The following is a 26,425-nucleotide window of genomic DNA, read 5'->3' on the forward strand; positions in this document are numbered from 1 at the left end:
CTGAAGACGATAATGCAACAGTGTAACGTACCGTTTGTGGCCAGCGGTCAAATTACACGATGGAACGCCTTTTACGCGGCCTGCACCTGATTACGCCCAGCCGCCTTGGCCCGATACAACGCCTCGTCGGCTCGCTTGAGCGCCAGCTCACTGCGCTCACCCGGCTGCAGTTGCGCCACGCCCATGGACACGGTAATCGTCACCGGCTCGCCCTTGAAGTGGAACGGGCAGGCCGCAATCGCAGCACGCAGTACTTCACCCACTGCCAGGGCGTCCGAGAGGGACGAGTCAGGCATCAGCAACACAAACTCCTCACCGCCAAAACGCGCGATAAAGTCATTGGGGCGCAGGCGCTTGCGCAGGACGTTGGCGATGATTTTCAGCACCTTGTCACCCGCCAGATGGCCGTAGCCATCGTTGATGCGCTTGAAGTGATCCAGGTCCAACATCGCCAGCGACAGGCTATTGCCACGCTGGTGCCAGGCATTGACCTCATGGTCCAGACGCTCGCTCCAGGCCGCACGGTTAGGCAAACCGGTGAGCGGATCGACCAGGGCCTTCTGGCGTTGCACCTCCAGGTGCTCACGGTAACCCTGGGCTTCCTGCTCCATATTGGCGACCCGCTCGGCCAGACCTTTCAGACGCGCCGCCACTTCCTGCTCGCGCTGGTCACGTTGTTGCTGGTGCTCGTCCATGGTCCCGAGCAAACCCTCCAGATGGCTTTCGAGCACCTGCTTGAGGCTGTCCAGGTCCGCGGCTTCCTGGACACTGCTTTGCAGGCCGTCGACCTGTTCGCGAATCTGCGTGTCCAACTCCCTGGCAGCGGAGCGGCTGTCGGCATGGCCGTCGCTGGCCACCTGCAGATGGCCCTGGAAGGCTTCAAGGCGTTCGTTGAGCTGTTTGAGGTAAGCCTCAAACTCGTGCTGGCCGCTGTCGGTGATCGCCAGCATCAGCACCGCCAGGTCATCGAGAATCGGCAGCAATTCGTACCAATTCAAGCCGTGGGCCAAGCGCTCACGCATGGCTTCGGCCTGGGGCCGATGGCGCTCGGGCAGGGCCAGCTCCTCAAGCAGGCCGATCAGGGTGTCTTCGATGTGCTTGGACACGGAGCTATACGATGGCTCCGGTGAATCCGGCAGGGAGTAGAGGCCATCCGATTGAAGTTCATCGGGGTCCGGTTCTTCGACGTCAAGAACCGGAGGGAACGAGAGGCTGCCGATCACCGTCTCCTGCGGCGCCTCGACAGCAACCTGCGGCGTTTCGATAAAGGCGGCGAGCGCGCTTTCAGAGGCGGGCTCTTCCACCTGCGGCTCAGGCTCCCAGGGCTCGACAGGTGCTGGAGATAGGTCGGCAGGCGCAGCTACTGCGGCCCTTTGGGCAGGCGCCTCGTACACAAACTTTTCACTGGCGACATCGGCAGCCTTGGCGGGCGCTGCGGCTTCGGGCTGCGCGGCAAGCGGCGCCTGAGGCGGCGGCGCAAAGGCCCGCAACGCTTGCGTCAACTCGTCGGACTGCTCGGGCTCCTGGGGCTCGGCGGCGGGCTTGGGGGCAACAGGGGCCGGCGGCGGACTGGGGATGGGCTCGCTGGCCGGCGCCTCGCTCGAAGCGTCCTTGGCCCCAAACAGGCGTTGCAACAAACCCGGCCCGGGACGCACGGTTTCACCGTCCGGCTCCAGGTTATTCAGCGCCTGCCCTTGCAGGCTGCTCAACTCGCTGAGCAACAAGGGAATCTCACGCGCCTGGCTGACGCGGCCATCCAACTGCTTGGCAAAGGCTTTCAGCGGACGGGCGACCTCACGGGGCAGCGGCAGCTTTTGCAACTGCGTGACCAGGGAGGTCAGTGCGGTGCTCATCTGGTCGATCCGGGTTTCGCGGCGCTGCTCCGAATCCAGTACCGCCTTCTCCAGGCGCGGCAGCAAAGCGGCGAGGGCGGCATCCATGTCGTCGGTACGCACGACGTCGCGCATTTCCTTCATGCATTGGTCAACCGCACGGTCGGTGCCTTCCGCCGCCAGTGTGCTGCGCACCAGCCCACGACGCAGCAGGTCGAGGCGAGCAGCCCAACGGCGTTCGAGCTTTTCTTGTTGCTCGATGCTTAACAGGTATTTCTCTTTCCAGCGCTGGGCGTCGTCGCTCATGCAAGGGGTCCGCGAGGGCCAGGGCTCAACGCGGGCAATGCATCAGCCGTGAGCGAACCCGGCAGACGAATCTCTACCGCGACTGGCAGGTGATCGGAGATGGGCTGCGCCAGTACCTGCACACTCTCGAGTGTGAGGCTCGGGCTGAGCAGGATATGGTCAAGACAGCGTTGCGGGCGCCAGCTGGGGAACGTGGCTTCGACTTGCGGCGCCAGTAGCCCGAGGTCACGCAACGGGGAATTCAGCAGGAGGTCGTTCGCATGGGTGTTCATGTCACCCATCAACACCTGATGCTTGTAATTGCCAATCAGGTCGCGCACGTAGGCCAACTGCAGGTTGCGCGTACGCCCCCCGAGCGCCAGGTGCATCATCACCACCACCAAGGCCTCAGGGCCTTCGCCAAAACGCACGAGAATCGCCCCGCGCCCCTTGGGGCCCGGCAATGGGTGATCTTCGATGGAGGTGGGCTTCAAACGGCTGAGCACACCATTACTGTGCTGCGCCAGGCGCCCGAGGTTGCGATTGAGCTGCTGATACCAGTAGGGGAAGGCCCCGAGGTGCGCCAGGTGTTCGACCTGATTGATATAGCCGGAACGCATGCTGCCGCCGTCGGCTTCCTGCAGGGCGACCAGGTCGAAATCATTCAAGAGGTCGCCGATCTTCTGCAGGTTACCGGCCCGGCCGTTGTGGGGCAGCAAATGCTGCCAGCCACGGGTGAGGTAGTGCCGGTACTTCTCGGTGCTGTTGCCCACCTGGATATTGAAGCTGAGCAGGCGCAGGCGGTTGTCTGCCGGCAAACCTGTGGACTCCAGGTGATGTTCGTTGACCTGCGGTTCACGCAGGCCAACCACACGTTCAGTACCCCAGCGGCGCATGAGGAGCCCCTTACTTGGCTGCGCGTTCTTTGGCGATCAACTGGTCGGCAACGTTGAGGGTCGCTTCAGGACCACCGGTGGTGCCCAGGTCGAAACGGTACTTGCCGTTGACAATCATGGTCGGTACGCCTTGCACGCCGTACTTCTGCGCCAGCTCCTTGGCCTGTTTGATCTGGCCCTGGATGGCGAAGGAGTTGAAGGTGGCCAGGAACTTGTCCTTGTCGACGCCTTGGGTAGCAACGAAGTCAGCCATTTCGTCCGGCTTGGTCAGGCGCTTGCCTTGTTTCTGGATGGCGTCGAATACCGCGTTGTGGACCTTGTGCTCCACACCCATGGCTTCCAGGGTCAGGAACAGTTGGCCGTGGGCATCCCATGGGCCGCCGAACATGGCGGGGATGCGCTTGAAGTTCACGTCCTTGGGCAGCTTCTCGACCCATGGGTTGATGACCGGCTCAAAAGCGTAGCAATGCGGGCAGCCGTACCAGAACAGCTCCACCACTTCGATCTTGCCCGGTACCGAAACCGGCACTGGGTTGGCCAATTCAACGTAGGTTTTACCGGCTTCAAGCGGCACATCGGCAGCTTGCGCGGTCATGCCGAAGAGGCTGGCAGTGACGAGAGCGGCGCTGAGGATCAGATTACGCATGCTTTACTCCTGGACAAATAAAGTCGCCTCACGCGACCTTTGTTGTGACAGGTCTACGCGGGCATGAGTTCGTTAGTGTAACGGCAGCGGCCACAAAAAAGGGCGGCCTAAGCCACCCTTTTTATGCTTGCATCGATGGATTAATCGAGCGTTAACGTTGCGTGCACCTTAGTGCAGGCCCTGGATGTAGCTGGAGACCGCCGCAATGTCTTCATCACTCAGCTTGCGAGCGATGGTGCGCATGATTGCCGCGTCGCCATCATTAACTCGCCCGGCCTCTTCCTTACGGAAATCGGTCAGCTGCTTGGCAATGTAGGTAGCGTGCTGGCCGCTCAGGTGCGGGAAGCCGGCGGCGGCTATGCCCGCGCCATTGGGCGAGTGGCAACCGGTGCAGGCAGGCAGGCCTTTATCCAGGTCACCGCCGCGGAACAGTTTCTCACCACGGGCCACCAGTTTCGGATCAGCAGCTCCCACACTGCCTTTCTGGCTGGCAAAATAAGCCGCGAGGTCTGCCAGGTCCTGGTCACTGAGGTTGGTCAGCAGGCCGGTCATTTCCAGGACCGTGCGCTTGCCATCCTTGATGTCGTGCATCTGCTTGGTCAGGTAACGCTCACCCTGGCCGGCCAATTTGGGGAAGTTCGGCGCCGGGCTGTTACCATCCGGCCCATGGCAGGCACCACATACGGCGGCTTTCGCTTGACCGGCAGTGGCATCACCTTTAAGGGGGCCCTCTGCGGCGACGGCAACACCGGTGATGCCCAAGGTCAACAGCAGACTCACGATCAGTTTGTTCATCAGCTAATCCAACTACGGCTAAGGGTTTAAGAGTTATCTACCGGGTTTACTCACCATCAACTCAATGATGGCCTGGTAATCCTCGGTACTGCAGTCCATGCACAAACCACGCGGCGGCATTGCCTTGAAACCCTGGGTCACGTGTTGCACCAGCGTGTCCATGCCCTGCGCCAGTCTTGGCGCCCAGGCTGCCTGGTCACCCCGTTTCGGGGCGTTCGGCAGTTGGCCGGCATGGCAAGCCACGCAAACTCGGTTGTACACCGCTTCCGGATCCTGTGTAGCCTGAGCGCCATACAGCGGAACCAGGGCACCGAAAGCGAGCAACCATCGGGTCATACATCGACCTGTTCAGGGTTTGAGAGCGTTTTGCGTTCTAATGCGCAATAAAGGTCTATCGCTCCCGTGAACTTCATCCTTCGCTGGGACAAAGCACACACAAAATCTGCGGCATTATATACTGGCGCTACTGAAACGGAAACGACACCGCTTGCCGCACCCTTTTTCGGCACCGCCCACATCGGAAATCTCATGCAACTCAAGAACCCCATCCTCGGCCTGTGCCAACAGTCCACCTTCATGCTCAGCGCCGCCAAAGTTGACCAATGCCCCGATGACGAAGGCTTTGAAGTCGCCTTTGCCGGTCGCTCCAACGCCGGTAAATCCAGCGCACTGAACACCCTGACCCACGCCAGCCTCGCGCGCACCTCGAAAACCCCGGGCCGCACGCAGTTACTCAACTTCTTCAAGCTAGACGATGATCGGCGTCTGGTCGACCTGCCGGGCTACGGTTATGCAAAAGTACCTATCCCGCTGAAGCTGCACTGGCAGCGTCACCTGGAGGCTTACCTGGGTGGCCGTGAGAGTTTGAAGGGGTTGATCCTGATGATGGACATCCGTCATCCAATGACCGACTTCGACCTGCTGATGCTGGATTGGGCGGTTGCCAGCGGCATGCCGATGCATATCCTGCTGACCAAGGCCGACAAGCTCACCTACGGCGCCGCCAAGAACACCCTACTTAAAGTGCAGTCCGAAATCCGCAAGGGTTGGGGTGACACAATCACCATCCAGCTGTTCTCGGCCCCCAAGCGCATGGGCCTGGAAGATGCCTATACCGTGCTGGCCGGCTGGATGGAATTGGCTGACAAAGGCGCGGAACTCGCCGAGTAACTTTTCTGCGGGCAAAAAAAACCCCGGACTTCGTATGGGGAGGGGAAGTTCGGGGTTCAAGTACCGGACCGCTAGGGCGGGGTCCGGATATCTGCCAACACTTAACACAACATAGGAGCATTGAAGGGCTTCACCACCCATTCAGTAACTCTGAGTAGCAGTTCACAGGTTAAGTTCCGGCAGGTTCAAAAAACTATTGGAAATAACTGCAGCGGATTTCCGATCTAAAGCACTGCGCCACCACGCTCGGTGGTGGCGCCGCCGCGAAATCAGTGCGCTTCGTCCCAGTTGTCGCCTACGCCAACGTCCACCACCAACGGCACATCCAACTGCGCGGCCGCACTCATGTGCTCGCGAATCTTCTCGCTGACCTCGGCCACCAGATCCTCACGCACCTCCAGCACCAGTTCATCGTGTACCTGCAGGATCACCTTGGCATCCAGGCCCGACGCGGTCAGCCAGTTATCCACAAGCACCATGGCTTTCTTGATGATATCCGCCGCCGTGCCCTGCATCGGCGCGTTGATCGCCGTGCGTTCTGCGGCCGCGCGCTCCTGGGGCTTGTTGGAGTTGATATCCGGCAAATACAGACGACGTCCGAAGAAGGTTTCCACGTAGCCTTGATCGGCAGCCTGGGCGCGGGTGCGCTCCATGTACTCGCGAACCCCTGGGTAGCGGGCGAAGTACACATCGATGTAAGCCTTTGCGGTCTTGGTATCGACACCGATGTCCTTGCCGAGCTTCTGTGCCCCCATGCCGTAGATCAGGCCAAAGTTGATCGCCTTGGCACTGCGACGCTGATTGGAGGTGACCTCAGCCAATTCGACCTTGAACACCTCGGCCGCGGTGGCGGTATGCACGTCCAGGTCGTTGCGGAACGCATTCATCAGCCCCTCGTCCTTGGACAGGTGCGCCATGATCCGCAGCTCGATCTGCGAATAGTCCGCCGCCAGCAGTTTGTAGCCCTTGGGCGCGACAAATGCCTGGCGGATGCGTCGCCCTTCGGCGGTGCGCACCGGGATGTTCTGCAGGTTCGGGTCGCTGGAAGACAGCCGCCCGGTCGCCGCCACCGCCTGATGGTAAGAGGTGTGAACACGCCCGGTCCGCGGGTTGATCTGCTCCGGCAAGCGGTCGGTGTAAGTGCTTTTCAGCTTGCTCATGCTGCGGTACTGCATCAGTACCTTGGGCAGCGGATAGTCATCTTCGGCCAGCTTGGCCAGCACTTCCTCTGCCGTGGATGCCTGGCCCTTGCCCGTCTTTTTCAGCACCGGCAGGCCGAGTTTCTCGTAGAGAATCGCGCCGAGCTGCTTGGGCGAACCCAGGTTGAACTCTTCGCCAGCGATCTCGAACGCCTGGCGCTCCAGCTCAACCATCTTGTTGCCCAACTCGATGCTCTGGACACCGAGCAACTGCGCATCCACCAGGGCGCCCTGGCGTTCGATACGCGCCAGCACCGGTACCAGGGGGATTTCGATGTCCGTCAGCACACTTGCCAGGCTCGGGATGGCGGTGAGCTGTGCGTGCAATGCCTGATGCAGGCGCAGCGTCACGTCCGCATCTTCGGCAGCATAAGGGCCAGCCTGCTCGAGCGGGATCTGGTCGAAGGTCAGCTGCTTGGCGCCTTTGCCGGCGATGTCCTGGAAACTGACGGTGTGGTAGTCCAGGTACTTCTTGGCCAGGCTGTCCATGTCATGGCGGGTCGCAGTGGAATTCAACACGTAGGATTCAAGCATGGTGTCGAACGCGATACCGCGCACGCTGATGCCATTCGCTGGGTCGCCGCCGATGGCACAGTTGGCCAGGATATTCATGTCGAACTTGGCGTGCTGGCCGACCTTGAGCTTGCTCGGGTCTTCCAATAATGGCTTCAAGGCCAGCAGCACGGTGTCGCGATCCAGCTGCTGCGGCGCACCAATGTAGGAATGGGTCAGCGGGATGTAGGCGGCTTCATGGGGCTGCACGGCGAAGGAAACCCCCACCAGTTGCGCCTGCTGAGCGTCGATCCCGGTGGTTTCGGTGTCGAAAGCGAACAACGTCGCGCCGTTGAGCTTCTTCAGCCAGGCATCGAATGTGGCTTGGTCGAGGATCGTGGTGTAGGTCGTTTCTGCAGGTGCCGCAGGCGTAGCTTCAATAACCTCTTCGGCAACAGGCGCGGCCTTGAGCTCCACTCGCTTGGCATCGCGCTGAATCTCATCGAACCAGCTCTTGAACTCCAGCAGGGTGTAAAGCTCCAGCAACTTTTCGCGATCCGGTTCAATCAGGTGCAAATCGTCCAGACCCACGTCCAGCGGCACATCGATCTTGATCGTCGCCAACTGATAGGAGAGGAATGCCATCTCCTTATGCTCTTCCAGCTTCGCCGGCAGCGTCTTGGCACCCCGGATCGGCAGGCTCGGCACAATGTCCAGCTGTTCATAAAGCTCTTTGAGGCCGCCGTTCACGCCTACCAGCAGGCCGGAAGCGGTCTTCGGACCAATGCCCGGAACGCCCGGGATGTTGTCGGACGAATCGCCCATCAACGCCAGATAGTCGATGATCTGCTCCGGAGCGACGCCAAATTTCTCCTTTACGCCCTCGATGTCCATCGAGCTACCGGTCATGGTGTTGACCAGGGTAATGTGCCCGTCGACCAACTGCGCCATGTCCTTATCTCCGGTGGAGATCACCACCGGACGGTCAGCGGCGGCACTGCTGCGGGCCAGGGTGCCGATCACGTCATCGGCCTCGACGCCTTCGACACACAGCAAAGGGAAGCCCAGGGCGATCACGCTCTGGTGCAGGGGCTCGATTTGCACGCGCATGTCATCGGGCATGCTTGGGCGGTTGGCCTTGTATTCGGCGTACATGTCATCGCGAAACGTCCCACCCTTGGCGTCGAACACTACCGCGAACGGGCTGTCCGGGTACTGCTTGCGCAGGCTTTTGAGCATGTTCAACACGCCCTTGACCGCACCGGTCGGCAGGCCTTTGGAGGTGGTCAGCGGTGGCAGCGCGTGGAACGCGCGGTACAGGTAAGACGAACCGTCCACCAGGACGAGGGGGGCTTGGCTCATGAGCAGGATCAACCTTTTCGGCGGGTCAGGCGCTAGAATAGCCGGACCAATGAAAACAAAGGGACAAGGTTATCATGCGTACATTCAATCGCCTGCTGTTGACCGGCCTGATTGCACTCGCTCCGATGGCTGCCATGGCGGCAGACAGCGCGCCTTCGGGTGATCCGGAAGTGACCATTCGCACGGAAGGCGACCGGACTATCCAGGAGTACCGTCAGAACGGTTTCCTGTATGCAATCAAGGTGACCGTAAAAGGCGCGCCTCCGTATTTCCTGGTACGCGCGGATGGAACCGACGCGAACTTCATCCGCTCTGACCAGCCGGATATGCTGATCCCGTCATGGAAGATCTTCGAATGGAAATGATTTCTTAACTTCAATTGGCGCCGCCCACTGCGGCGCCCGTACTGGCAGTTTTAACCATGTCTGTGTTCACCCCCCTGGCTCGGCCCGAGCTGGAAACCTTTCTCGCCCCCTACGGGCTCGGCCGCCTGCTTGACTTCCAGGGGATTGCCGCTGGTAGCGAAAACACCAATTTCTTTATCAGCCTGGAACAGGGCGAGTACGTCCTGACCCTGGTTGAGCGCGGCCCCGTGCAGGAAATGCCGTTCTTCATCGAACTGCTCGACGTGCTCCACGACGCCGACCTGCCGGTGCCCTACGCCCTGCGCACCACCGATGGCGTGGCCCTGCGCGAATTGGCCGGCAAACCGGCACTGCTGCAGCCGCGCCTGGCCGGCAAGCACATCAAGGACGCCAACCCACAGCATTGCGCCCAGGTCGGCGACCTGCTCGGCCATCTGCACTTGGCGACACAAGGCGAGAAGGTACTGGAGCGCAAGACCGATCGCGGTCTGGACTGGATGCTCAGCGAAGGTGCGCAGCTGATTTCGCACCTGGACGATGCGCAGCAAAGCCTGCTGCAAGCAGCATTGACTGAAATCGAAGCCCATAAGGCCCAGATCCTCGCCCTGCCGCGGGCCAACGTGCACGCCGATCTGTTCCGTGACAACGCAATGTTCGAAGGCACGCACCTGACGGGCTTGATCGACTTCTACAACGCTTGCTCCGGGCCGATGCTGTACGACGTGGCGATCGCCCTGAATGACTGGTGCTCACACGCCGATGGCGTGATTGATGGCCCGCGCGCCCGAGCGCTGCTGGGTGCCTACGCCGGCCTGCGGCCGTTCACGGCCAAGGAGGCCGAGCTATGGCCGACCATGCTGCGGGTGGCGTGCGTGCGGTTCTGGCTGTCGCGCCTGATCGCCGCTGAGTCCTTTGCCGGGCAGGATGTGTTGATCCACGATCCCGCCGAGTTCGAGCATCGGCTGGCGCAACGCCAAGACGTCACTGTCCACCTGCCGTTCGCCCTTTAACGGTTCAGGCGGGCAAAAAAATGTGGGAGGGGGCTTGCTCCCGATAGCGGTAGATCAGTCAACTTATGCACTGACTGACACTCTGCTATCGGGAGCAAGCCCCCTCCCACATTTGATCTGCGCTGCGGCTTATAACGACTCCAGGCACCCTGCCAAGTCGTTCCCCAACTTCTCCAGCACCTGCTCATAACCCTGGGCCGTGGCGGGGGTGTAGCCGCCCAGCGCATCCAATTCAGCCAACTTCACCGGCAAACCTGCCACCAAAGTTTCGGCCAAACGCGGACGCAACGGCGGCTCACTGAACACACAGGTCTTGCCCACTTCCTGCAAACGCGTACGCATCGCCGCCACATGCTGGGCGCCAGGCTGCACTTCGGCAGCAACGCTGAACACGCCAGTGTGCTTGAGCCCGTAGGCGTCTTCGAAGTAATCAAAGGCTTCGTGGAACACGAAGTAAGGTTTGTCACCGATGCTCGCCAGGCGTTTTTTCAGGCGCGCATCCAGTGCATCAAGGCGCTCGTCGAAAGCCTTGGCATTGCTCTGATAACGCGCGGCGTTCACGGGGTCGGCTGCACTGAGGTCAGCGGCCATACGCGCTGCGATCACCCGAGCGTTCACCGTGGACAGCCACAGGTGCGCATCCAGGCTCCCCGGGCGGTGATCATGGTCATGTTCGTCGGCATCGTCGGCGTGAGAATAGCTATCTTCGGCGAACCTACGCAATTTCATCCCCGGCAGGTCTTGAACCGCTACGGTCGGCGCGGTACGCCCCTTGAGCACGCGAGGCAGGAAGCCCTCCATGTCCGGCCCGATCCAATACAGCAGATCGACCGACTGCACACGCCGTACGTCGGATGGGCGCAAGGCAAAGTTATGGGGCGATGCACCCGGCGGCAGCAATACCTCCGGAACCGCCACACCGTCCTGCACGGCAGCGGCAATCAACTGCAATGGCTTGATGCTCGTGAGCACCTTGACCTCGGCCTGAGCGGCGCCAGCGAGGAACAAACTGGTGACAAATACGACAAAAACGGGAAAAAGTCGGGACACGATGACCACTCAATGACGTAGGAACGGGTAACATAATAACGTCTCTATCAAATATCTGTCGCCGCTCATGCCTAAAACACCGCTTGCCAGCCGTCCACACGACCACTCTCACTGCGTGCATACCGCGCTGTCGGAGGCCGACACCCTGTGCGCACAGAAAGGCTTGCGCCTGACCGCCCTGCGTCGCCGGGTGCTGGAACTCGTCTGGCAGAGCCACAAGCCCCTGGGTGCCTACGACATCCTGGGCGTGCTCAGCGAGCAGGACGGCCGCCGCGCCGCTCCGCCGACCGTGTACCGCGCGCTGGATTTCCTGCTGGAAAACGGCCTGGTGCACCGCATTGCCTCGCTCAACGCCTTTGTCGGCTGCAACCACCCGGAACACGCGCATCAGGGCCAGTTCCTGATCTGCCGCGAGTGCCACGCCGCCATCGAGCTTGAACAAAAGAGCATCAGCGACGCCATCATCAAGAGCTCCGCCGACGTAGGTTTCCGGGTCGAAGGGCAGACGGTCGAAGTGGTCGGCCTGTGCTCGGGCTGCCAGGGGGCTTGATGAGCAATGCGTTAATTCGCCTGGAGCAGGTCGGCGTCACGTTTGCCGGGCAAAACGTGCTAGATAACATCGCGTTGAGCGTCGAACCGGGGCAGATCGTCACCCTGATCGGCCCCAATGGCGCCGGCAAGACCACCCTGGTGCGCGCCGTACTCGGCCTGCTCAAGCCCGACACCGGCAGCGTGTGGCGCAAGCCCAGGCTGCGCGTGGGCTACATGCCGCAAAAGCTGCACGTTGATCCGACCTTGCCCTTGTCCGTACTGCGGTTTTTGCGCCTGGTGCCCGGTGTGGACCGCGCCCGCGCGCAGGCCGCCCTCAAGGAGGTCGGCGCCGAGCAGGTCATCGACAGCCCGGTGCAAAGCATCTCCGGCGGCGAAATGCAGCGTGTGCTGCTGGCCCGCGCCCTGTTGCGCGAGCCCGAGTTGCTGGTGCTGGATGAACCCGTGCAGGGCGTCGACGTCGCCGGCCAGGCCGAGCTGTACAGCCTGATTACCCGCCTGCGCGACCGCCATGGCTGCGGCGTGCTGATGGTCTCCCATGACTTGCACCTGGTGATGAGCACCACCGACCAGGTGGTATGCCTCAACCGCCACGTGTGCTGCTCCGGCCACCCGGAACAAGTCAGCAGCGACCCGGCGTTCGTCGAACTGTTCGGCAAAAACGCCCAGAGCCTGGCGATCTATCACCACCATCACGATCACGCCCATGACCTGCATGGCGCTGTCGTTGACGATCCCGCGACGCCCCACACCCACGTTCATGGAGATAGCTGCAAGCATGGCTGATTTTCTGCTTTACGCCCTGCTGGCAGGCTTGGCTCTGGCGCTGGTGGCGGGCCCGCTGGGCTCGTTCGTGGTCTGGCGGCGCATGGCGTATTTTGGCGACACCTTGTCCCACGCCGCGCTGCTGGGCGTGGCCATGGGCTTCCTGCTGGATGTGAGCCCGACCATCGCCGTGACCGTGGGCTGCCTGCTGCTGGCGGTGCTGCTGGTGACCCTGCAACAGCGCCAGCCCCTGGCCTCGGACACCCTGCTGGGCATCCTGGCGCCGAGCACGCTGTCCCTGGGCCTGGTGGTGCTGAGCTTTATGCATGAAGTGCGCATCGACCTGATGGCCTATCTGTTCGGCGACCTGCTGGCGATCAGCCCCACCGATCTTGCCTGGATTCTCGGCGGCAGCGCCTCCGTATTGGTGCTGTTGGTCACTCTGTGGCGCCCACTGCTGGCCATCACGGTGCATGAAGAACTGGCCAGGGTCGAAGGCTTGCCCGTATCCGCGTTGCGCATGGCCCTGATGCTGCTGATTGCCGTGGTGATCGCTGTCGCGATGAAGATTGTCGGCGTATTGTTGATCACATCGCTGTTGATCATTCCGGCCGCCGCCGCCCAGCGCCACGCCCGCTCGCCGGAGCAGATGGCGATCGGTGCCAGCCTGTTGGGGATGCTGGCAGTGTGCGGGGGCCTGGCGTTGTCATGGTTCAAGGACACGCCGGCCGGACCGTCGATCGTAGTCACGGCGGCCGCCCTGTTTCTGCTGAGTTTTGTCCTGCCCCGTCGAGGGGTGTAGACTTGCTCGCTTTTTGCGCAAATAGAGAGTCGCAGGAATGAAGCTGTTCACCTCCCGTTATCTGCTCCTTGCCGCGTTTTCCCTGCTGCTGGGCGCCTGTCAAAGCACACCGCCCGCCGCCCCAGAGGCCCCGGATCCGCGTGCTGCGGCCATCGCGCAGCTGGAGCAAAACCTGGCCAGCAGTGAGCTGGCCACCGCCGAAGACCAACTGGCCGCACTGCAGGCCCAGTCGCCCAATGACCCGGCGCTGGAACCCTACCAACGTCAATTGGCCGAGGCTTACCTGCAGCGCAGCCAGATCGTGCTGCAAAAAGGCGACGTAAACGCCGCCGCCACCGCCCTGAGCCGTGCCCGCGCGCTGATGCCCAAGGCGCCGGCGCTGACCGGTGGCGTCAACAGCGCGATCACCCACGCCCGTAAAGTCGAGCTGGATAAAGCCGAAGAGGCCCTCAAGGCCGCCGAAGCCAAGCCCGCGGCCAAGGTCATCGACCCGGCCGCGCCAAGCACCACCGTGGCGCTGAACCTTACTGATATTGAAGCGCTGCGCCATCAACTGGATGCGATTGCCACCGACGTGGTGAATTACCAGTGCGATGTGACGATCCAGGCGCCGCGCACCCAGGACTACCCGTGGCTGGCCACGTTGCTGGCCAAACGGGTGAAGCGCATTGATTCAGGGTATGACCTGAAGATTCACCGGCAGATTCTTAAGCATATTCCGGCGCAGGTTGTGCTGACTCCGCGCAAGGCGGAATAACGCATCGGGGGCAAGCCCCTCTCACGTTTGAATTGTGAGAGGGGCTTGCCCCCGATAGCGATCTAACAAGCAACCAATAACTTAAGCCGGAATCGCCTTAGCCTTCGGCTCACGATCCCAAACCCGATGCTGTGCAATCGCGGCAAAAAACGCCTTGAACGCTTTCGCATCCGAACCCACGATCAACCCCGCATCCGTCTCCAGCTTCAGCAGATCCAGCAGTGGCTTCACGTCACTGGCAACCGCAATCGCCTTCAGGTGTTTGTAGGCTTCCAGAACGTAATGCAATGCCACACCATCACCGCTCAGTGCTTTCACCGACTCTTTTCCGCCCGGGATAAACACGGCGTCAAACGCAATCGACGGCATGCCTTCCATCGACGCATCCACCGGCAGGCTCTTGCCATCGGCCGTCTTCACCGGCGCCGAGGTCGGCCCCAGCAACTTGGCATGGGCACCTTCTGCCGCCAGTGCTTTTTTAAGCGCATCGATTGCCGCGCCATCCACACCGTCAGCCGCAAGAATCGCGACTTTGCGCGTCTTGATATCGCCGGACAGCAGGTTCACCTGGCTCAATGCCGGCGACTCTTTCAGCGAAGACTCACGCGGCGCTACCGTGCCTTTGGTCGGCGCCGGCAGACCAAGGTTCTGCGCCACGCGCTTGGCCAGTTCCAGATCGATATTGGCCAGAATTTCGTTGACCTGACGCGCGCGGATAAACTCGCGCTCCACCTTGCCCAACTCGAAGCTGTAGGCCGCGATGATGTGCTCTTTCTCGTGGTGGCTCATGCTGTGGAAAAACAGCGCAGCCTGGGAGAAGTGGTCGCCAAACGACTCACTGCGCTCACGCACCTTATTGGCGTCTACACGCTCGTAATAAGTTTCGAAACCACCATCCTGGGCAGCCGGCGGCGTTTCTTTCGGCCAGCCGCCATCGATCGAGTTCGGCTCGTAAGCAGCACGGCCCTTGTCGATCACGGTCCGATGCTGGGCGTCGCGCTGGCCATTGTGGAAAGGTACTACCGGCCGGTTGATCGGCAGCTCATGGAAGTTCGGCCCACCGAGACGGCTGATCTGCGTATCCGTGTAGGAAAACAGACGACCTTGCAACAACGGGTCGTTGGTGAAGTCGATACCCGGCACGATGTGGCCTGGGCAAAACGCGACCTGCTCGACTTCGGCAAAGAAGTTATCCGGGTTACGGTTCAGCACCATCTTGCCCAGCGGCGTGATCGGCACCAGTTCCTCGGGGATGATCTTGGTCGGATCGAGCAGGTCAAAGTCGAACTTATGCTCGTCTTCTTCCGCAACGATCTGCACACCCAACTCCCACTCAGGGTAGTCGCCGCTTTCAATCGCCTCCCACAGGTCACGACGGTGGTAATCGGTATCTTTACCGGCAAGCTTTTGCGCTTCGTCCCACACCAGGGAGCAGGTGCCGACCTTCGGGTGCCAGTGGAACTTCACAAAGCTCGACTTACCTTCGGTATTGATCAAGCGGAAGGTGTGAATGCCAAACCCCTGCATGGCACGCAGGCTTTTTGGAATGGCGCGGTCAGACATCGCCCAGATCACCATGTGCGCCGACTCCGGCTGCAACGAAACAAAATCCCAGAACGTATCGTGAGCCGAGCCGCCGGTAGGAATTTCGTTGTGTGGCTCAGGTTTTACCGCATGCACGAAGTCGGGAAACTTGATCGCATCCTGAATGAAAAACACCGGCATGTTGTTGCCGACCAGGTCGAAGTTGCCCTCGTCGGTGAAGAACTTCACCGCGAAACCGCGCACGTCACGCACCGTATCGCCCGAGCCACGCGGGCCCTGCACGGTGGAGAAACGCACGAACACCGGGGTTTTATGCTCGGGGTTACGCAGGAAACCCGCCTTGCTCAGCGCGGAATGGTTTTCATAGGTCTGGAAATAGCCATGGGCGCCGGTGCCCCGGGCATGCACGATGCGCTCGGGGATACGCTCATGGTCAAAGTGCGTGATTTTTTCACGCATGATGAAGTCTTCCAGCAGCGAGGGGCCGCGGGCACCGACTTTCAAGGTGTTCTGGTTGTCGGAAATCTTCACGCCTTGGTTGGTACGCAGGGCCTGGCCGGTCGCATCGGAACGGAATTCCTCCAGGGCTTGCAGCTTGGCGTTGGTGTTGCCACGGTCCAGGGTGTCGGTGCCTGCAAGTTCACTCTTCGACGGGGTGGCTGGCTTCTTGGTACTCATCAGTCAAAACTCCTTATTCAAAGTGGCCAGAGCGGTCCCCGGCTCGTTTGAGCAAAACCCCAGGCACGGCACCTGGGAAATCGAGTTGCTTAAGTAGTGACTGACACGGTTTTCTGCCGTTCCTTTTTTATGACCTTTGATCGCGTTATTGCCAAATCACTGGTTGAATGCGAAATAAATGCTAAGAAACGCTATACGGACAGGCTAAAATGCGCGCCCGGCTAACCGCTGATCCCTTTTCAATGCGCCCCACAAGGTTCGCTACGTGATCGAGTTTCAAAACGTCCATAAAACCTACCGCGTCGCCGGTAAGGATATTCCCGCGCTGTACCCCACCAGCCTGCGCGTCGAAAACGGCCAGGTGTTTGGCCTTATCGGCCACTCGGGTGCAGGTAAAAGCACGCTGCTGCGCCTGATCAACCGCCTGGAAGAGCCCAGCGGCGGCCAGATCACGGTGGACGGCGAAGAAGTCACCGCCCTGGACGCCAACGGCCTGCGCCGTTTCCGCCAGCAGGTCGGGATGATCTTCCAGCACTTCAACCTGCTGGCGTCCAAGACCGTTGCCGACAACGTGGCCCTGCCACTGACCCTGGCCGGCGAATTGTCGCGCAAGGACATCGACCAACGCGTCGCCGAGCTACTCGCCCGCGTCGGCCTGTCGGACCACGCCAGGAAGTACCCGGCGCAGTTGTCCGGTGGCCAGAAGCAGCGCGTCGGCATTGCCCGCGCCCTGGCGACCAAGCCGAAAATCCTGCTGTGCGACGAGGCAACCAGCGCCCTCGACCCGCAAACCACCGCCTCGGTCCTGCAACTGCTGGCCGAGATCAATCGCGAGTTGAAACTGACCATCGTGCTGATCACCCATGAAATGGATGTGATCCGCCGCGTATGCGACCAAGTCGCCGTGATGGACGCCGGCGTGATCGTCGAGCAAGGCTCGGTGGCCGACGTGTTCCTGCACCCCAAGCACCCGACCACCAAGCGCTTCGTGCAGGAAGCCGAGCAGGTCGATGAAGGCGAGCAGCGCGATGACTTCGCCCATGTACCGGGTCGCATCGTACGGCTGACATTCCAGGGTGAAGCGACCTACGCGCCATTGCTGGGCACCGTCGCCCGCGAAACGGGAGTGGACTACAGCATCCTCGCCGGCCGCATCGACCGCATCAAAGACATCCCCTACGGGCAACTGACCCTTGCGGTCACCGGCGGTGACATGGAAGCGGCCTTTGCCCGCTTTACCGCCGCAGACGTCCACATGGAGGTGCTGCGCTGATGGACGTTTTCTTGAGTTTCTTCGCCAATATCGACTGGTCCGAAATCTGGCTCGCCACCGGCGACACCATGATCATGCTGTTCGGTTCGCTGTTCTTCACCGTGGTATTGGGCCTGCCTTTGGGCGTGCTGTTGTTCCTGACCAGCCCACGCCAGCTGTTCGAGCAAAAAGGCCTGTACGCACTGCTGTCGCTGGTCGTGAACATCCTGCGCTCGCTGCCGTTCATTATCCTGCTGATCGTGATGATCCCGTTCACTGTGCTGATCACCGGTACCTCCCTGGGCGTAGCGGGCGCGATCCCGCCGCTGGTCGTAGGAGCCACGCCATTCTTCGCCCGCCTGGTGGAAACCGCCTTGCGTGAAGTGGACCGCGGCATCATCGAGGCCACCCAGTCCATGGGCGCCAGCACCCGTCAGATCATCATCAACGCGCTGCTGCCCGAGGCACGCCCCGGCATCTTCGCGGCGATAACGGTGACGGCGATTACCCTGGTGTCCTACACGGCCATGGCCGGTGTCGTCGGTGCCGGCGGCCTGGGTGACCTGGCGATCCGTTTCGGTTACCAGCGCTTCCAGACCGATGTGATGGTGGTCACCGTGGTAATGCTGTTGATCCTGGTGCAAATTCTGCAAACCGTCGGCGACAAGCTGGTGGTGCACTTTTCTCGAAAATAACGGCCATTGCCGGTCAAAAGCCGGCACATGCCCGAACAAGGAGCTTGTTGGATGAAAAAACTACTGGTTGCTTTCGCCGCCGTTGCCGCGTTTTCCGCCCATGCCGCCGAGACCCTGAAAGTCGCTGCCTCGCCGGTGCCCCACGCGGAAATCCTGGAATTCGTGAAGCCTGCCCTCGCCAAAGAAGGCGTGGATCTGCAAGTCAAAGTCTTCACCGATTACGTACAGCCCAACGTCCAGGTAGCGGAAAAGCGCCTGGACGCGAACTTCTTCCAGCACCAGCCATACCTGGATGAATTCAACAAAGCCAAAGGCACTCACCTGGTGAGCGTCGGCGCTGTGCACTTGGAGCCTCTGGGCGCTTACTCCAGCAAGTACAAAAAACTGGAAGACCTGCCTGACGGCGCCAACGTGGTGATCCCGAACGACGCCACCAACGGTGGCCGCGCGCTGTTGCTGCTGGCTAAAGCCGGTTTGATCAAATTGAAGGACTCGACCAACATCCTGTCGACCATCAAGGACATCACCGCAAACCCGAAAAACCTGAAATTCCGCGAACTGGAAGCCGCCACCCTGCCGCGCGTGCTGACCCAGGTCGACCTGGCGCTGATCAACACCAACTATGCGCTGGAAGCCAAGCTGGACCCGTCCAAGGACGCCCTGGTGATCGAAGGCAATGACTCGCCTTACGTGAACATCCTCGTGAGCCGCGAAGACAACCAGGATTCGGACGCGATGAAGAAGCTGATTGCAGCCCTGCACACCCCTGAGGTGAAGCAATTCATCCAAGAGAAGTACAAAGGCGCGATCCTGCCGGCGTTCTGATCAGACTCGGTCTCCAACACGCTGGAGATCAAAAAATGTGGGAGGGGGCTTGCCCCCGATTGCGGAGTATCAGTCGCTGCATGAGCTGACTGATCTGCCGCCATCGGGGCAAGCCCCCTCCCACATGTGTTGTGCATTGCCTGTTACTTGCGCTGCAACAGCCCCGGCAGTTGCGCCACCAGCTTCTGGTTGTTCAACGGCGCACGGATAAAGCCGCGCTGGGTACCATCCGGACCGATCAGCGCGAGGTTGCCGCTGTGGTCGACGGTGTAGTTGGGCTTGCTGGTGTCTGCCGGGATGAACGGGATGCTCACGGCATTCGAGACCTTCTGCACATCCTCCACGTTCGCGCCGGTGAGGCCTTGAAATTGTGGGTCGAAGTAGCCCAAGTACTGCTTGAGCTGGGTCGGGGTGTCGCGGTTCGGGTCGACGCTGACCAGGATTACCTGCAACTTATCCACAGCCTCCTTAGGCAACTCGCTCTTGATCTGGCGCAGTTGGGCGAGGGTGGTCGGGCAGATGTCGGGGCAGAAGGTGTAGCCGAAGAACAGCAGGCTCCACTTGCCTTTCAACTCGTTGACCAGCACCGGCTGGCCTTCCTGGTTGGTCATGCTCACCGGCGGCAGCTGGCGGCTTTGCGGCAGCAGGATGATACCGGCATCAATCAATGCCGTAGGGTCGCCCTGGCCCTTGCCCGAGAGCACTTTGTTAACGGTCAGGCCCATGATCAACGCGACGATGGCCACCAGGATAAAGACGGTTTTTTGAGTTCGAGTCATAGGTTCAACAGTAAGTAGTGGTCTACGAGCAGGGCGATAAACAGCAGGAACAGGTACCAGATAGAGTACTTGAAGGTGTTGATCGCCGCGTGCGGCTGAGCGCCACGGTACAGCACCCAAGCCCATTGCAGAAAGCGTCCGCCCAAAACCAGCGCACAGGCCAGGTAGAGCGGGCCGCTCATGTGGATCACATAGGGCATCAGGCTCACCGCCAACAGGGCGAAGGTATAGAGCAGGATATGCACCTTGGTGTAGTGCTCGCCGTGGGTGACAGGCAGCATCGGGATATCGGCCTTGGCGTATTCCTCCTTGCGGTGAATGGCCAGGGCCCAGAAGTGCGGCGGCGTCCAGGCGAAGATGATCAGCACCAGCAACAAGGGCTCGGCGCTGACATGGCCGGTAACGGCGACCCAGCCCAACAGCGGTGGCGCGGCACCGGCCAGGCCTCCGATGACAATATTTTGTGGCGTCGCACGCTTGAGAAAACCGGTGTAGACCACCGCATAACCGAGCAGCGAAGCCAGCGTCAGCCATGCCGCCAGGGGGTTGGTAAACGCCAGCAACAAGGCCAATCCTGCAACGGCTAGAAACAAAGCAAAGGCCAGCGCCGCCACCGGCGACACACGCCCCTCCGCCAACGGCCGCTTATGGGTGCGAGCCATCACTGCATCAATCCGCCGGTCCACCACATGGTTCACCGCCGCCGCGCCACCGGCACACAGGGCTATCCCCAGGTTGCCGAAAATCAGCACCGCCCACGGCACGCCGGCGCGGGTCGCGAGGAACATGCCGACCAGGGAGGTGATGAGCATCAGCACCACCACTTTCGGCTTGGTCAGCTCCAGGTAATCGCGCCAGATCGCCTGGCTGTGGCGCGCGCCGATCAAGGTCGCCATGGCATCTCTCCTTTAAGGGTGATGAGGCCCGATACGCGTTTGCGCGGGCTGAAGCGCCAGCCGAACGGCAACTGGTGACGCACCCGGACCAGACTGGTGCGGGCGTGGTAATTGACCAGCACCAGGGTCAATAACAGCGCCGCACCGCCGGCGTTATGGCCGACCGCAACCGGCAGCGGCAGGTGGAAATACACGTTGCTCAGGCCCAGGCTGATTTGTGCCGCCAGGGCAATCAACAGCAGGCCCGCGAGCCGCGTCATACCCACCGCACGCAGCTGCCAGGCCAGCCCCGCAAGCACCAGGGTGACCAGCACCGCACCGATGCGGTGGGTCAGGTGGATGGCGGTGCGCGCGTCGCTGTCGAGCTGGCCGCCAAGGTAATTGGGGCCGATGTGCTGGGTCAGGTGAAAGCCGTTGGCGAAGTCCGCCGCAGGCCACCACTGACCATGGCAGGTGGGCAAATCGATACAGGCCACCGCTGCGTAGTTGGAACTGACCCAGCCGCCCAAGGCGATCTGACCGATCACCAGCACCAGGCCGGCCGTGGCCCAATATTGCAGGCGCCTGGGCACGATCAACGCGGGCAACACCCCAGACAAGCGCAGGGTCAGCAGAAACAGCAGGCTCAAGGTCGCAAAGCCGCCCAACAAATGCCCCGTCACCACCTGGGGCCACAGCTTCAAGGTCACCGTCCACATGCCAAACGCGGCCTGGGCGAACACCACCATCAACAGAAACAACGGCAGTTTCACTGGCTGGCCCGGATCACGCCGATGGCTCCACGAACGCGCCGCCAACAGCACAATCAACAGGCCCAGGGTGCCGGCGAAATAGCGATGGGTCATCTCCGCCCAGCCCTTGTCAGCCTCCACCGGCGTATCGGGAAAATGCAATTCGGCATGGGCCAGCTGGGCCTCGCTTTGCGGCACGCTGATAAAGCCGTAGCAGCCCGGCCAGTCCGGGCAACCGAGGCCGGCGTGGGTCAGGCGGGTGTAGGCGCCAAGCAGCACGACGATCAACGCCAGCAGAGAGGCAAACAACGCGAGGCGAAATCCAGGTTTGGCCATGACGATGCCCTTATCCGATGTTCGACAGTTTCAACAGGTGGCGCAGGTCATTGAGCAAGTCCTTGCCCTTGACCTTGGCGTCGTAGCGCAGCACCAGGTTGCCGTGGGGGTCGACGATCCACAGTTGCGCAGCGCCCGGCGCGGCGGCGTTTTTGGTGAAGGTCGAGAGGTCCAGCGAGTAGCGCTGCAATTGCGGGTATTCGGCCTTGAGCTTGGCGTCATAGTCGGCAGCGACCGGTTGTGCACTGGCCAAGGCATGGCTGGCGCGTGAAGCGTCGCGCCCCAGGCCGATCTGCAACTGGCGCGCGAGGTACACCAGTTGCCGGCAATCGGCGGCGCAGGCGGCAGGCGCGGTGACCAGCAACTGCCAGCGCTGTTCATCGGCCTGCACGCCAATATCGGCGCGGGTCTGACCGTTACCGATCATTTCTCCGTGGTAGCTGCGACTGTCCGGCACCCAGAACTGCAGTTTGTACATGAAGGTGGCCAGCACCATCGGACCGATCACCATCAGCAGGATCAGCATCAACTGCCAGCGACCTTTGCGCCGATCAGGTACCTCAGACATGTTGAGTGGATTCGTGGCCGTTCCCATGGGGCTTCTCCTTTGTGGTGTGCCATCCGAGGTAGAGGTAAAGAGCCAGTAGCGCCAGGGACATGGCGAACCACTGCACCGCGTAGGCCAAGTGTTTTTCCGGACCCATCGCAACGATGGGCCAGGTGGTTTCGTACGTGCCGGGGCCGGCTTCGGCGCGCAGTTCATAGGCAAAACCGTTGCGGCCCAGCTCAGCCCACAACGCGGCGGGGTGCAGCGCGGTCAACAGGCGCGGCCATTGCACGGTCGTGGGGTCCGCATGCAGCTGGAAGGTTTCGCCGGGCGCGACATACACCCAGGCGTCGAGATTCAAAGGCTGAGCCGGAGTAGTGAAGACGGGCGGGGTGCGCCGATCCGGCCACGGCAACCAGCCCCGATTGAGCAATAGCCACAGGCCGCTCGCCTGGTCATGAAAGGGTTGCAGCAGCTCGACACCCGCCTTGCCGTCGCGCATGCGGTTATCCAGCAATACGCTGTGCTCGGCATCGAACTGGCCGCGCAGATGCACGCGGCGAAAGGCCGGGTCCGCCATATCCCCGAGTTGCACACTGCTGATCGGCTCAGCGGCGCGGCGTTCGGCATAGCTGTCCACCAGCAACTGCTTCTCATGACCGCGCGACAGCTGCCAGACGCCCAGGCCCACCATCAAAGGCAGCAGAATCATCACCACCACGGTTGGTGCGATACCTGGACGAAAGCGTTTCATGGCGCTGGCTATACTTGTTTTCATTGCCCGCCCATCCCCTTGATGCCCACCAACGCCAGGAACCAGACCATGCTCAAAGCAGCCATTGCCCTGATGCTGATCGCGACCGTCGTGAGCCTGTTCAGTGGCCTGTTCTTCCTGGTCAAGGACGAGGGCAACTCCAACCGCCTCGTCACGGCCTTGACCGTGCGTGTGGTACTGGCCGTGATCACCGTGGCATTGATCGCCTGGGGATTTTTCAGCGGCCAGCTGGTATCTCATGCGCCCTGGTAAGTCGCCTCACAGCACATAGACGAAGAAAAACAGCCCGATCCACACCACATCCACGAAGTGCCAATACCAACTGGCCGCCTCGAAACCGAACTGATGCTCGGCATTGAAATGCCCGCGCAGGATGCGCATCAGCATCACAAACAAAATGATGGTGCCGATGGTCACGTGAGCACCGTGGAAGCCCGTGAGCATAAAGAACGTCGCGCCGTACACCCCCGAACCCAAGGTCAGGCCCAGCTCTTTATAGGCGTGGATGTATTCCTCGGCCTGGAACCCGAGGAATGCCAGGCCCAGCAAGACGGTGATCGCCAGCCAGATCTTCAGCGCGCCGCGATGTCCCTTGCGCAAGGCGTGGTGGGCAATGGTGATGGTCACGCTGGAACTCACCAGCAGGATGGTGTTCACCAACGGCAAGCCCCACGGGCTGATGGTGCCCTCCGGCGCGGGATAGAGCTTCGGGTCCGGGTTGTTGAGCAACGGCCAGGCAAACTCGAAGTTCGGCCACAGCATGTGCGCAATGCCTTTGGGGCCTTCGCCGGCCAATGCGGGACCGGACAAATGGCGCACGTAGAACAGCGCTCCGAAAAACGCGATGAAGAACATCACCTCGGAAAAAATAAACCAGGTCATGCCCCAGCGAAACGAGCGGTCCATCTGGGCGCTGTACAAACCGGCGCGGCTTTCCTTGATCACTGCACCGAACCAGCCAAACAGCATGTAGGCCAGCAACAGCCCTCCGACGAAAAAGATCCACGGCCCGTGGGATTCCGGGCGTGCCGCCTTCAGGTCGTTGAACCACACGGCCAGGCCATACACGGTGACCAGCATGCCAATCGTGGCAATTATCGGCCATTTGCTTTGCGCTGGTACGTAGTACGTATCATGAGTCGACATGTATTCGCTCTCCTGATTGAGCGGGCAAACAGTAGCTAGCCGCCGGTACGGACAGCCACGGGCGGTTGGCGCGCAGTGATATCAAACAGCGTGTACGCCAGGGTCAAATGCTTCACATCCTTGGGCATGTCACGGTCGACAATAAAACGCACCGGCATCTCGATGCGCTGGCCTGGCTGCAGCACTTGCTGGGTGAAGCAAAAGCATTCGGTCTTGTGGAAATACATCGCCGCTTCGGCAGGGGAAATGCTCGGCACCGCCTGGGCGGTCATCGGCTTGTCAGTAGGGTTGTAGGCCACGAACAGCATCTCGGTGACTGCGCCGGGGTTGACCACCACCTCGTCAGCCTTGGAATGAAACTCCCAGACCATGTCGATGGCATTGGTGGACAGGAACTGCACCCGTACCTGGCGCGTGAGGTCGACGACCTGTTCGCCTTCGTACTGCCCGGCCGTCTTGCCGTTGATGCCGAATGCCTTGCACATCACGTCGTAGATCGGCACCAGGGCAAAGCCGAAGGCGAACATCGCTAGCACCAGGATCAGCAGGCGGGTAACCAGGCGCTTGAGGGGCACGGAGTCAGCCATGGCCACCTCCGCTCACCCTGTTCATTTGACCTCCGGTGGTGTGGTGAAGGTGTGGTACGGCGCGGGCGAGGGCACGCTCCACTCCAGGCCTTCGGCACCATCCCACGGCTTGGCCGGCGCGGGCGGGCCGCCACGGATGCACTTGATCACTATAAACAGGAAGAAGATCTGCGTGGCGCCAAACATGAACGCGCCAATCGACGAGACCATATTGAAGTCGGCGAACTGCAGGTTGTAGTCCGGCACGCGACGCGGCATGCCGGCCAGTCCCACGAAGTGCATCGGGAAGAACGCCATGTTCATGCCCACGAAAGACAGCCAGAAATGCAGCTTGCCCAGGGTTTCGTCGTACATGTGGCCGGTCCATTTCGGCAGCCAGTAGTAGGCCGAGGCGAAGATGCCGAAGATCGCACCAGGCACCAGTACGTAATGGAAGTGCGCCACCACAAAATAGGTGTCGTGGTACTGGAAGTCCGCCGGGGCAATCGCCAGCATCAATCCGGAGAAGCCGCCGATGGTGAACAGGATCACGAACGCCACGGCAAACAGCATCGGCGTCTCGAAGGTCAGCGAGCCTTGCCACATGGTGCTGACCCAGTTGAACACCTTCACACCGGTGGGCACCGCAATCAGCAACGTGGCGTACATGAAGAACAACTCGCCGACCAATGGAATGCCCACCACGAACATATGGTGCGCCCACACGATAAACGAGAGGAACGCGATGCTCGCCGTGGCGTAGACCATCGACGTGTAGCCGAACAATGGCTTGCGCGAGAAGGTCGGGATAATCGAACTGACGGCGCCAAACGCCGGCAGGATCATGATGTACACCTCGGGGTGGCCGAAGAACCAGAACACATGCTGGAACAGCACCGGATCACCGCCACCGGCCGCACTGAAGAAGCTGGTGCCGAAGTGGATGTCCATCAGCATCATGGTCACGCAGCCGGCCAGCACCGGCATCACCGCGATCAGCAGGAAGGCGGTGATCAGCCAGGTCCAGACGAACAGCGGCATTTTCATCAAGGTCATGCCGGGCGCACGCAGGTTGAGGATGGTGGCAACCACGTTGATCGCACCCATGATCGAGCTGATGCCCATCAAGTGGATGGCGAAGATGAAGAACGTCACGCTTTCCGGCGCGTAGGTGGTGGAGAGCGGGGCGTAGAACGTCCAGCCGAAATTCGGCCCGCCACCGGGCGTGAACAGGGTCGAAACCAGCAGCAGGAACGCCGCCGGCAGCAGCCAGAAGCTGAAGTTGTTCATGCGCGGCAAGGCCATGTCCGGCGCGCCGATCATCAGCGGAATCATCCAGTTGGCCAGGCCGACAAACGCCGGCATTACCGCACCAAACACCATGATCAGGCCGTGCATGGTGGTCATCTGGTTGAAAAAAGCCGGCTCGACGATCTGCAGGCCAGGCTGGAACAGCTCGGCACGGATCACCATGGCGAACGAGCCGCCGAGCAGGAACATGGTGAACGCGAACCACAGGTACATCGTGCCGATGTCCTTATGGTTGGTGGTCAGTACCCAGCGCATCAAGCCTTTGGCGGGGCCGTGGGCATGGTCACCGGCGTGGCCATGGTCATCGATCACAGCGCTCATGGCCGTTCTCCTGCAAGCGAGTGGGCGGGGCGGTTCGGGGTATACGC

General features: G+C 61.1%; 27 protein-coding genes. 11 read left to right on the plus strand and 16 right to left on the minus strand.

The features are described from left to right. Positions 1-71: 71 nt before the first annotated feature. The 5 genes from BB029_RS00230 to BB029_RS00250 form a co-directional block, all read right to left on the minus strand. Entirely contained in the window at positions 72-2,138 is a 2,067-nt protein-coding gene (locus BB029_RS00230; protein ID WP_065937859.1) for a GGDEF domain-containing protein, read from the minus strand. Beyond that, the gene (locus BB029_RS00235; RefSeq protein WP_065937860.1) at positions 2,135-3,013 is read right to left on the minus strand and encodes an endonuclease/exonuclease/phosphatase family protein; all 879 of its coding nucleotides are present in this window, start codon (positions 3,011-3,013) and stop codon (positions 2,135-2,137) included. The genes BB029_RS00230 and BB029_RS00235 overlap by 4 nt, the downstream gene beginning before the upstream one ends. 10 nt (positions 3,014-3,023) lie before the next feature. Beyond that, the gene (dsbA, locus tag BB029_RS00240; protein ID WP_065937861.1) at positions 3,024-3,659 is read right to left on the minus strand and encodes a thiol:disulfide interchange protein DsbA; all 636 of its coding nucleotides are present in this window, start codon (positions 3,657-3,659) and stop codon (positions 3,024-3,026) included. A 168-nt stretch (positions 3,660-3,827) separates the two neighbouring features. Beyond that, the gene (locus BB029_RS00245; RefSeq protein WP_065937862.1) at positions 3,828-4,454 is read right to left on the minus strand and encodes a cytochrome c4; all 627 of its coding nucleotides are present in this window, start codon (positions 4,452-4,454) and stop codon (positions 3,828-3,830) included. 33 nt (positions 4,455-4,487) lie between these two features. Next, positions 4,488-4,790, minus strand: coding sequence for a cytochrome c5 family protein (locus BB029_RS00250; RefSeq protein ID WP_027608029.1), 303 nt, complete (start codon positions 4,788-4,790; stop codon positions 4,488-4,490). Positions 4,791-4,982: 192 nt separating this feature from the next. On the opposite strand from BB029_RS00250, the gene yihA reads away from it, so the two are divergent. Continuing rightward, positions 4,983-5,624: a ribosome biogenesis GTP-binding protein YihA/YsxC gene (yihA, locus tag BB029_RS00255; RefSeq protein WP_027608030.1), complete on the plus strand. Its 642-nt coding sequence runs from the start codon at positions 4,983-4,985 to the stop codon at positions 5,622-5,624. A gap of 269 nt (positions 5,625-5,893) precedes the next feature. Here yihA and polA read toward each other — a convergent pair whose 3' ends face one another. Then, complete coding sequence (gene polA / locus BB029_RS00260) at positions 5,894-8,677, minus strand: DNA polymerase I (RefSeq protein ID WP_065937863.1); 2,784 nt, start codon at positions 8,675-8,677, stop codon at positions 5,894-5,896. A gap of 74 nt (positions 8,678-8,751) precedes the next feature. Here polA and BB029_RS00265 point away from each other — a divergent pair, with 74 nt between their 5' ends. Together BB029_RS00265 and BB029_RS00270 are read left to right on the plus strand one after the other, a co-directional pair. Next, entirely contained in the window at positions 8,752-9,042 is a 291-nt protein-coding gene (locus BB029_RS00265; RefSeq protein ID WP_060756492.1) for a DUF2782 domain-containing protein, read from the plus strand. A 56-nt stretch (positions 9,043-9,098) separates the two neighbouring features. Then, positions 9,099-10,052: a homoserine kinase gene (locus tag BB029_RS00270; protein WP_065937864.1), complete on the plus strand. Its 954-nt coding sequence runs from the start codon at positions 9,099-9,101 to the stop codon at positions 10,050-10,052. Positions 10,053-10,181: 129 nt separating this feature from the next. Here the strand turns inward: BB029_RS00270 and BB029_RS00275 are convergent, their stop codons facing one another. Beyond that, entirely contained in the window at positions 10,182-11,111 is a 930-nt protein-coding gene (locus BB029_RS00275) for a zinc ABC transporter substrate-binding protein (protein ID WP_065937865.1), read from the minus strand. A gap of 58 nt (positions 11,112-11,169) precedes the next feature. On the opposite strand from BB029_RS00275, the gene zur reads away from it, so the two are divergent. The 4 genes from zur to BB029_RS00295 are packed head-to-tail and all read left to right on the plus strand — an operon-like array spanning position 11,170 to position 13,975. Then, a complete protein-coding gene (gene zur, locus BB029_RS00280; protein WP_026136513.1) occupies positions 11,170-11,652 on the plus strand; it encodes a zinc uptake transcriptional repressor Zur in 483 nt (160 codons plus the stop codon). Then, positions 11,652-12,437, plus strand: coding sequence for a zinc ABC transporter ATP-binding protein ZnuC (gene znuC, locus BB029_RS00285; RefSeq protein WP_065926855.1), 786 nt, complete (start codon positions 11,652-11,654; stop codon positions 12,435-12,437). Before zur ends, znuC begins: the two co-directional genes overlap by 1 nt. After that, positions 12,430-13,218 (plus strand): zinc ABC transporter permease subunit ZnuB, encoded by a 789-nt coding sequence (gene znuB / locus BB029_RS00290; RefSeq protein WP_065937866.1) that lies wholly within the window; start codon positions 12,430-12,432, stop codon positions 13,216-13,218. Before znuC ends, znuB begins: the two co-directional genes overlap by 8 nt. A gap of 37 nt (positions 13,219-13,255) precedes the next feature. Continuing rightward, complete coding sequence (locus BB029_RS00295; protein ID WP_065937867.1) at positions 13,256-13,975, plus strand: PA5502 family lipoprotein; 720 nt, start codon at positions 13,256-13,258, stop codon at positions 13,973-13,975. An 81-nt stretch (positions 13,976-14,056) separates the two neighbouring features. On the opposite strand, the gene katE is transcribed toward BB029_RS00295, so the two are convergent. Beyond that, the gene (gene katE / locus BB029_RS00300; protein WP_065937868.1) at positions 14,057-16,198 is read right to left on the minus strand and encodes a catalase HPII; all 2,142 of its coding nucleotides are present in this window, start codon (positions 16,196-16,198) and stop codon (positions 14,057-14,059) included. A gap of 265 nt (positions 16,199-16,463) precedes the next feature. Here katE and BB029_RS00305 point away from each other — a divergent pair, with 265 nt between their 5' ends. Genes BB029_RS00305 through BB029_RS00315 form a run of 3 tightly spaced genes read left to right on the plus strand, consistent with a single transcriptional unit; the run spans position 16,464 to position 18,970 of the window. Then, entirely contained in the window at positions 16,464-17,471 is a 1,008-nt protein-coding gene (locus BB029_RS00305) for a methionine ABC transporter ATP-binding protein (RefSeq protein WP_027608039.1), read from the plus strand. Next, positions 17,471-18,145, plus strand: coding sequence for a methionine ABC transporter permease (locus BB029_RS00310; RefSeq protein ID WP_065926851.1), 675 nt, complete (start codon positions 17,471-17,473; stop codon positions 18,143-18,145). Before BB029_RS00305 ends, BB029_RS00310 begins: the two co-directional genes overlap by 1 nt. Positions 18,146-18,196: 51 nt before the next feature. Beyond that, positions 18,197-18,970 (plus strand): MetQ/NlpA family ABC transporter substrate-binding protein, encoded by a 774-nt coding sequence (locus BB029_RS00315; RefSeq protein WP_065937869.1) that lies wholly within the window; start codon positions 18,197-18,199, stop codon positions 18,968-18,970. Between the two features lie 143 nt (positions 18,971-19,113). On the opposite strand, the gene BB029_RS00320 is transcribed toward BB029_RS00315, so the two are convergent. From BB029_RS00320 to BB029_RS00340, 5 genes are read right to left on the minus strand one after another with little or no spacing between them, the layout of a single operon-like run. Continuing rightward, positions 19,114-19,749 carry an SCO family protein gene (locus tag BB029_RS00320; RefSeq protein ID WP_065937870.1) on the minus strand — a complete coding sequence of 212 codons (636 nt, stop codon included), beginning with the start codon at positions 19,747-19,749 and terminating at the stop codon, positions 19,114-19,116. After that, entirely contained in the window at positions 19,746-20,645 is a 900-nt protein-coding gene (gene cyoE / locus BB029_RS00325; protein WP_027608043.1) for a heme o synthase, read from the minus strand. The genes BB029_RS00320 and cyoE overlap by 4 nt, the downstream gene beginning before the upstream one ends. Next, entirely contained in the window at positions 20,633-21,712 is a 1,080-nt protein-coding gene (locus BB029_RS00330; protein WP_065937871.1) for a heme A synthase, read from the minus strand. The genes cyoE and BB029_RS00330 overlap by 13 nt, the downstream gene beginning before the upstream one ends. Before the next feature lie 10 nt (positions 21,713-21,722). Beyond that, complete coding sequence (locus BB029_RS00335) at positions 21,723-22,307, minus strand: hypothetical protein (RefSeq protein WP_065937872.1); 585 nt, start codon at positions 22,305-22,307, stop codon at positions 21,723-21,725. Beyond that, positions 22,273-23,037, minus strand: a complete 765-nt coding sequence (locus BB029_RS00340) for an SURF1 family protein (RefSeq protein ID WP_065937873.1) — start codon at positions 23,035-23,037, stop codon at positions 22,273-22,275. Before BB029_RS00340 ends, BB029_RS00335 begins: the two co-directional genes overlap by 35 nt. Positions 23,038-23,082: 45 nt before the next feature. Between BB029_RS00340 and BB029_RS00345 the strand changes: the two genes are divergently transcribed. Next, positions 23,083-23,286, plus strand: a complete 204-nt coding sequence (locus tag BB029_RS00345; protein ID WP_016978774.1) for a twin transmembrane helix small protein — start codon at positions 23,083-23,085, stop codon at positions 23,284-23,286. A 6-nt stretch (positions 23,287-23,292) separates the two neighbouring features. Here the strand turns inward: BB029_RS00345 and BB029_RS00350 are convergent, their stop codons facing one another. The 3 genes from BB029_RS00350 to ctaD are packed head-to-tail and all read right to left on the minus strand — an operon-like array spanning position 23,293 to position 26,378. Beyond that, positions 23,293-24,180 (minus strand): cytochrome c oxidase subunit 3, encoded by an 888-nt coding sequence (locus tag BB029_RS00350; RefSeq protein WP_027608047.1) that lies wholly within the window; start codon positions 24,178-24,180, stop codon positions 23,293-23,295. A gap of 35 nt (positions 24,181-24,215) precedes the next feature. Then, on the minus strand, positions 24,216-24,767 hold the full coding sequence (locus BB029_RS00355) for a cytochrome c oxidase assembly protein (RefSeq protein WP_065937874.1): 552 nt from the start codon (positions 24,765-24,767) through the stop codon (positions 24,216-24,218). A 21-nt stretch (positions 24,768-24,788) separates the two neighbouring features. Further along, a complete protein-coding gene (gene ctaD / locus BB029_RS00360) occupies positions 24,789-26,378 on the minus strand; it encodes a cytochrome c oxidase subunit I (protein ID WP_024072609.1) in 1,590 nt (529 codons plus the stop codon). Between the last annotated feature and the right edge of the window lie 47 nt (positions 26,379-26,425).

It is taken from the genome of Pseudomonas sp. S3E12, from assembly GCF_001702295.1.
Classification (GTDB): domain Bacteria; phylum Pseudomonadota; class Gammaproteobacteria; order Pseudomonadales; family Pseudomonadaceae; genus Aquipseudomonas; species Aquipseudomonas marginalis.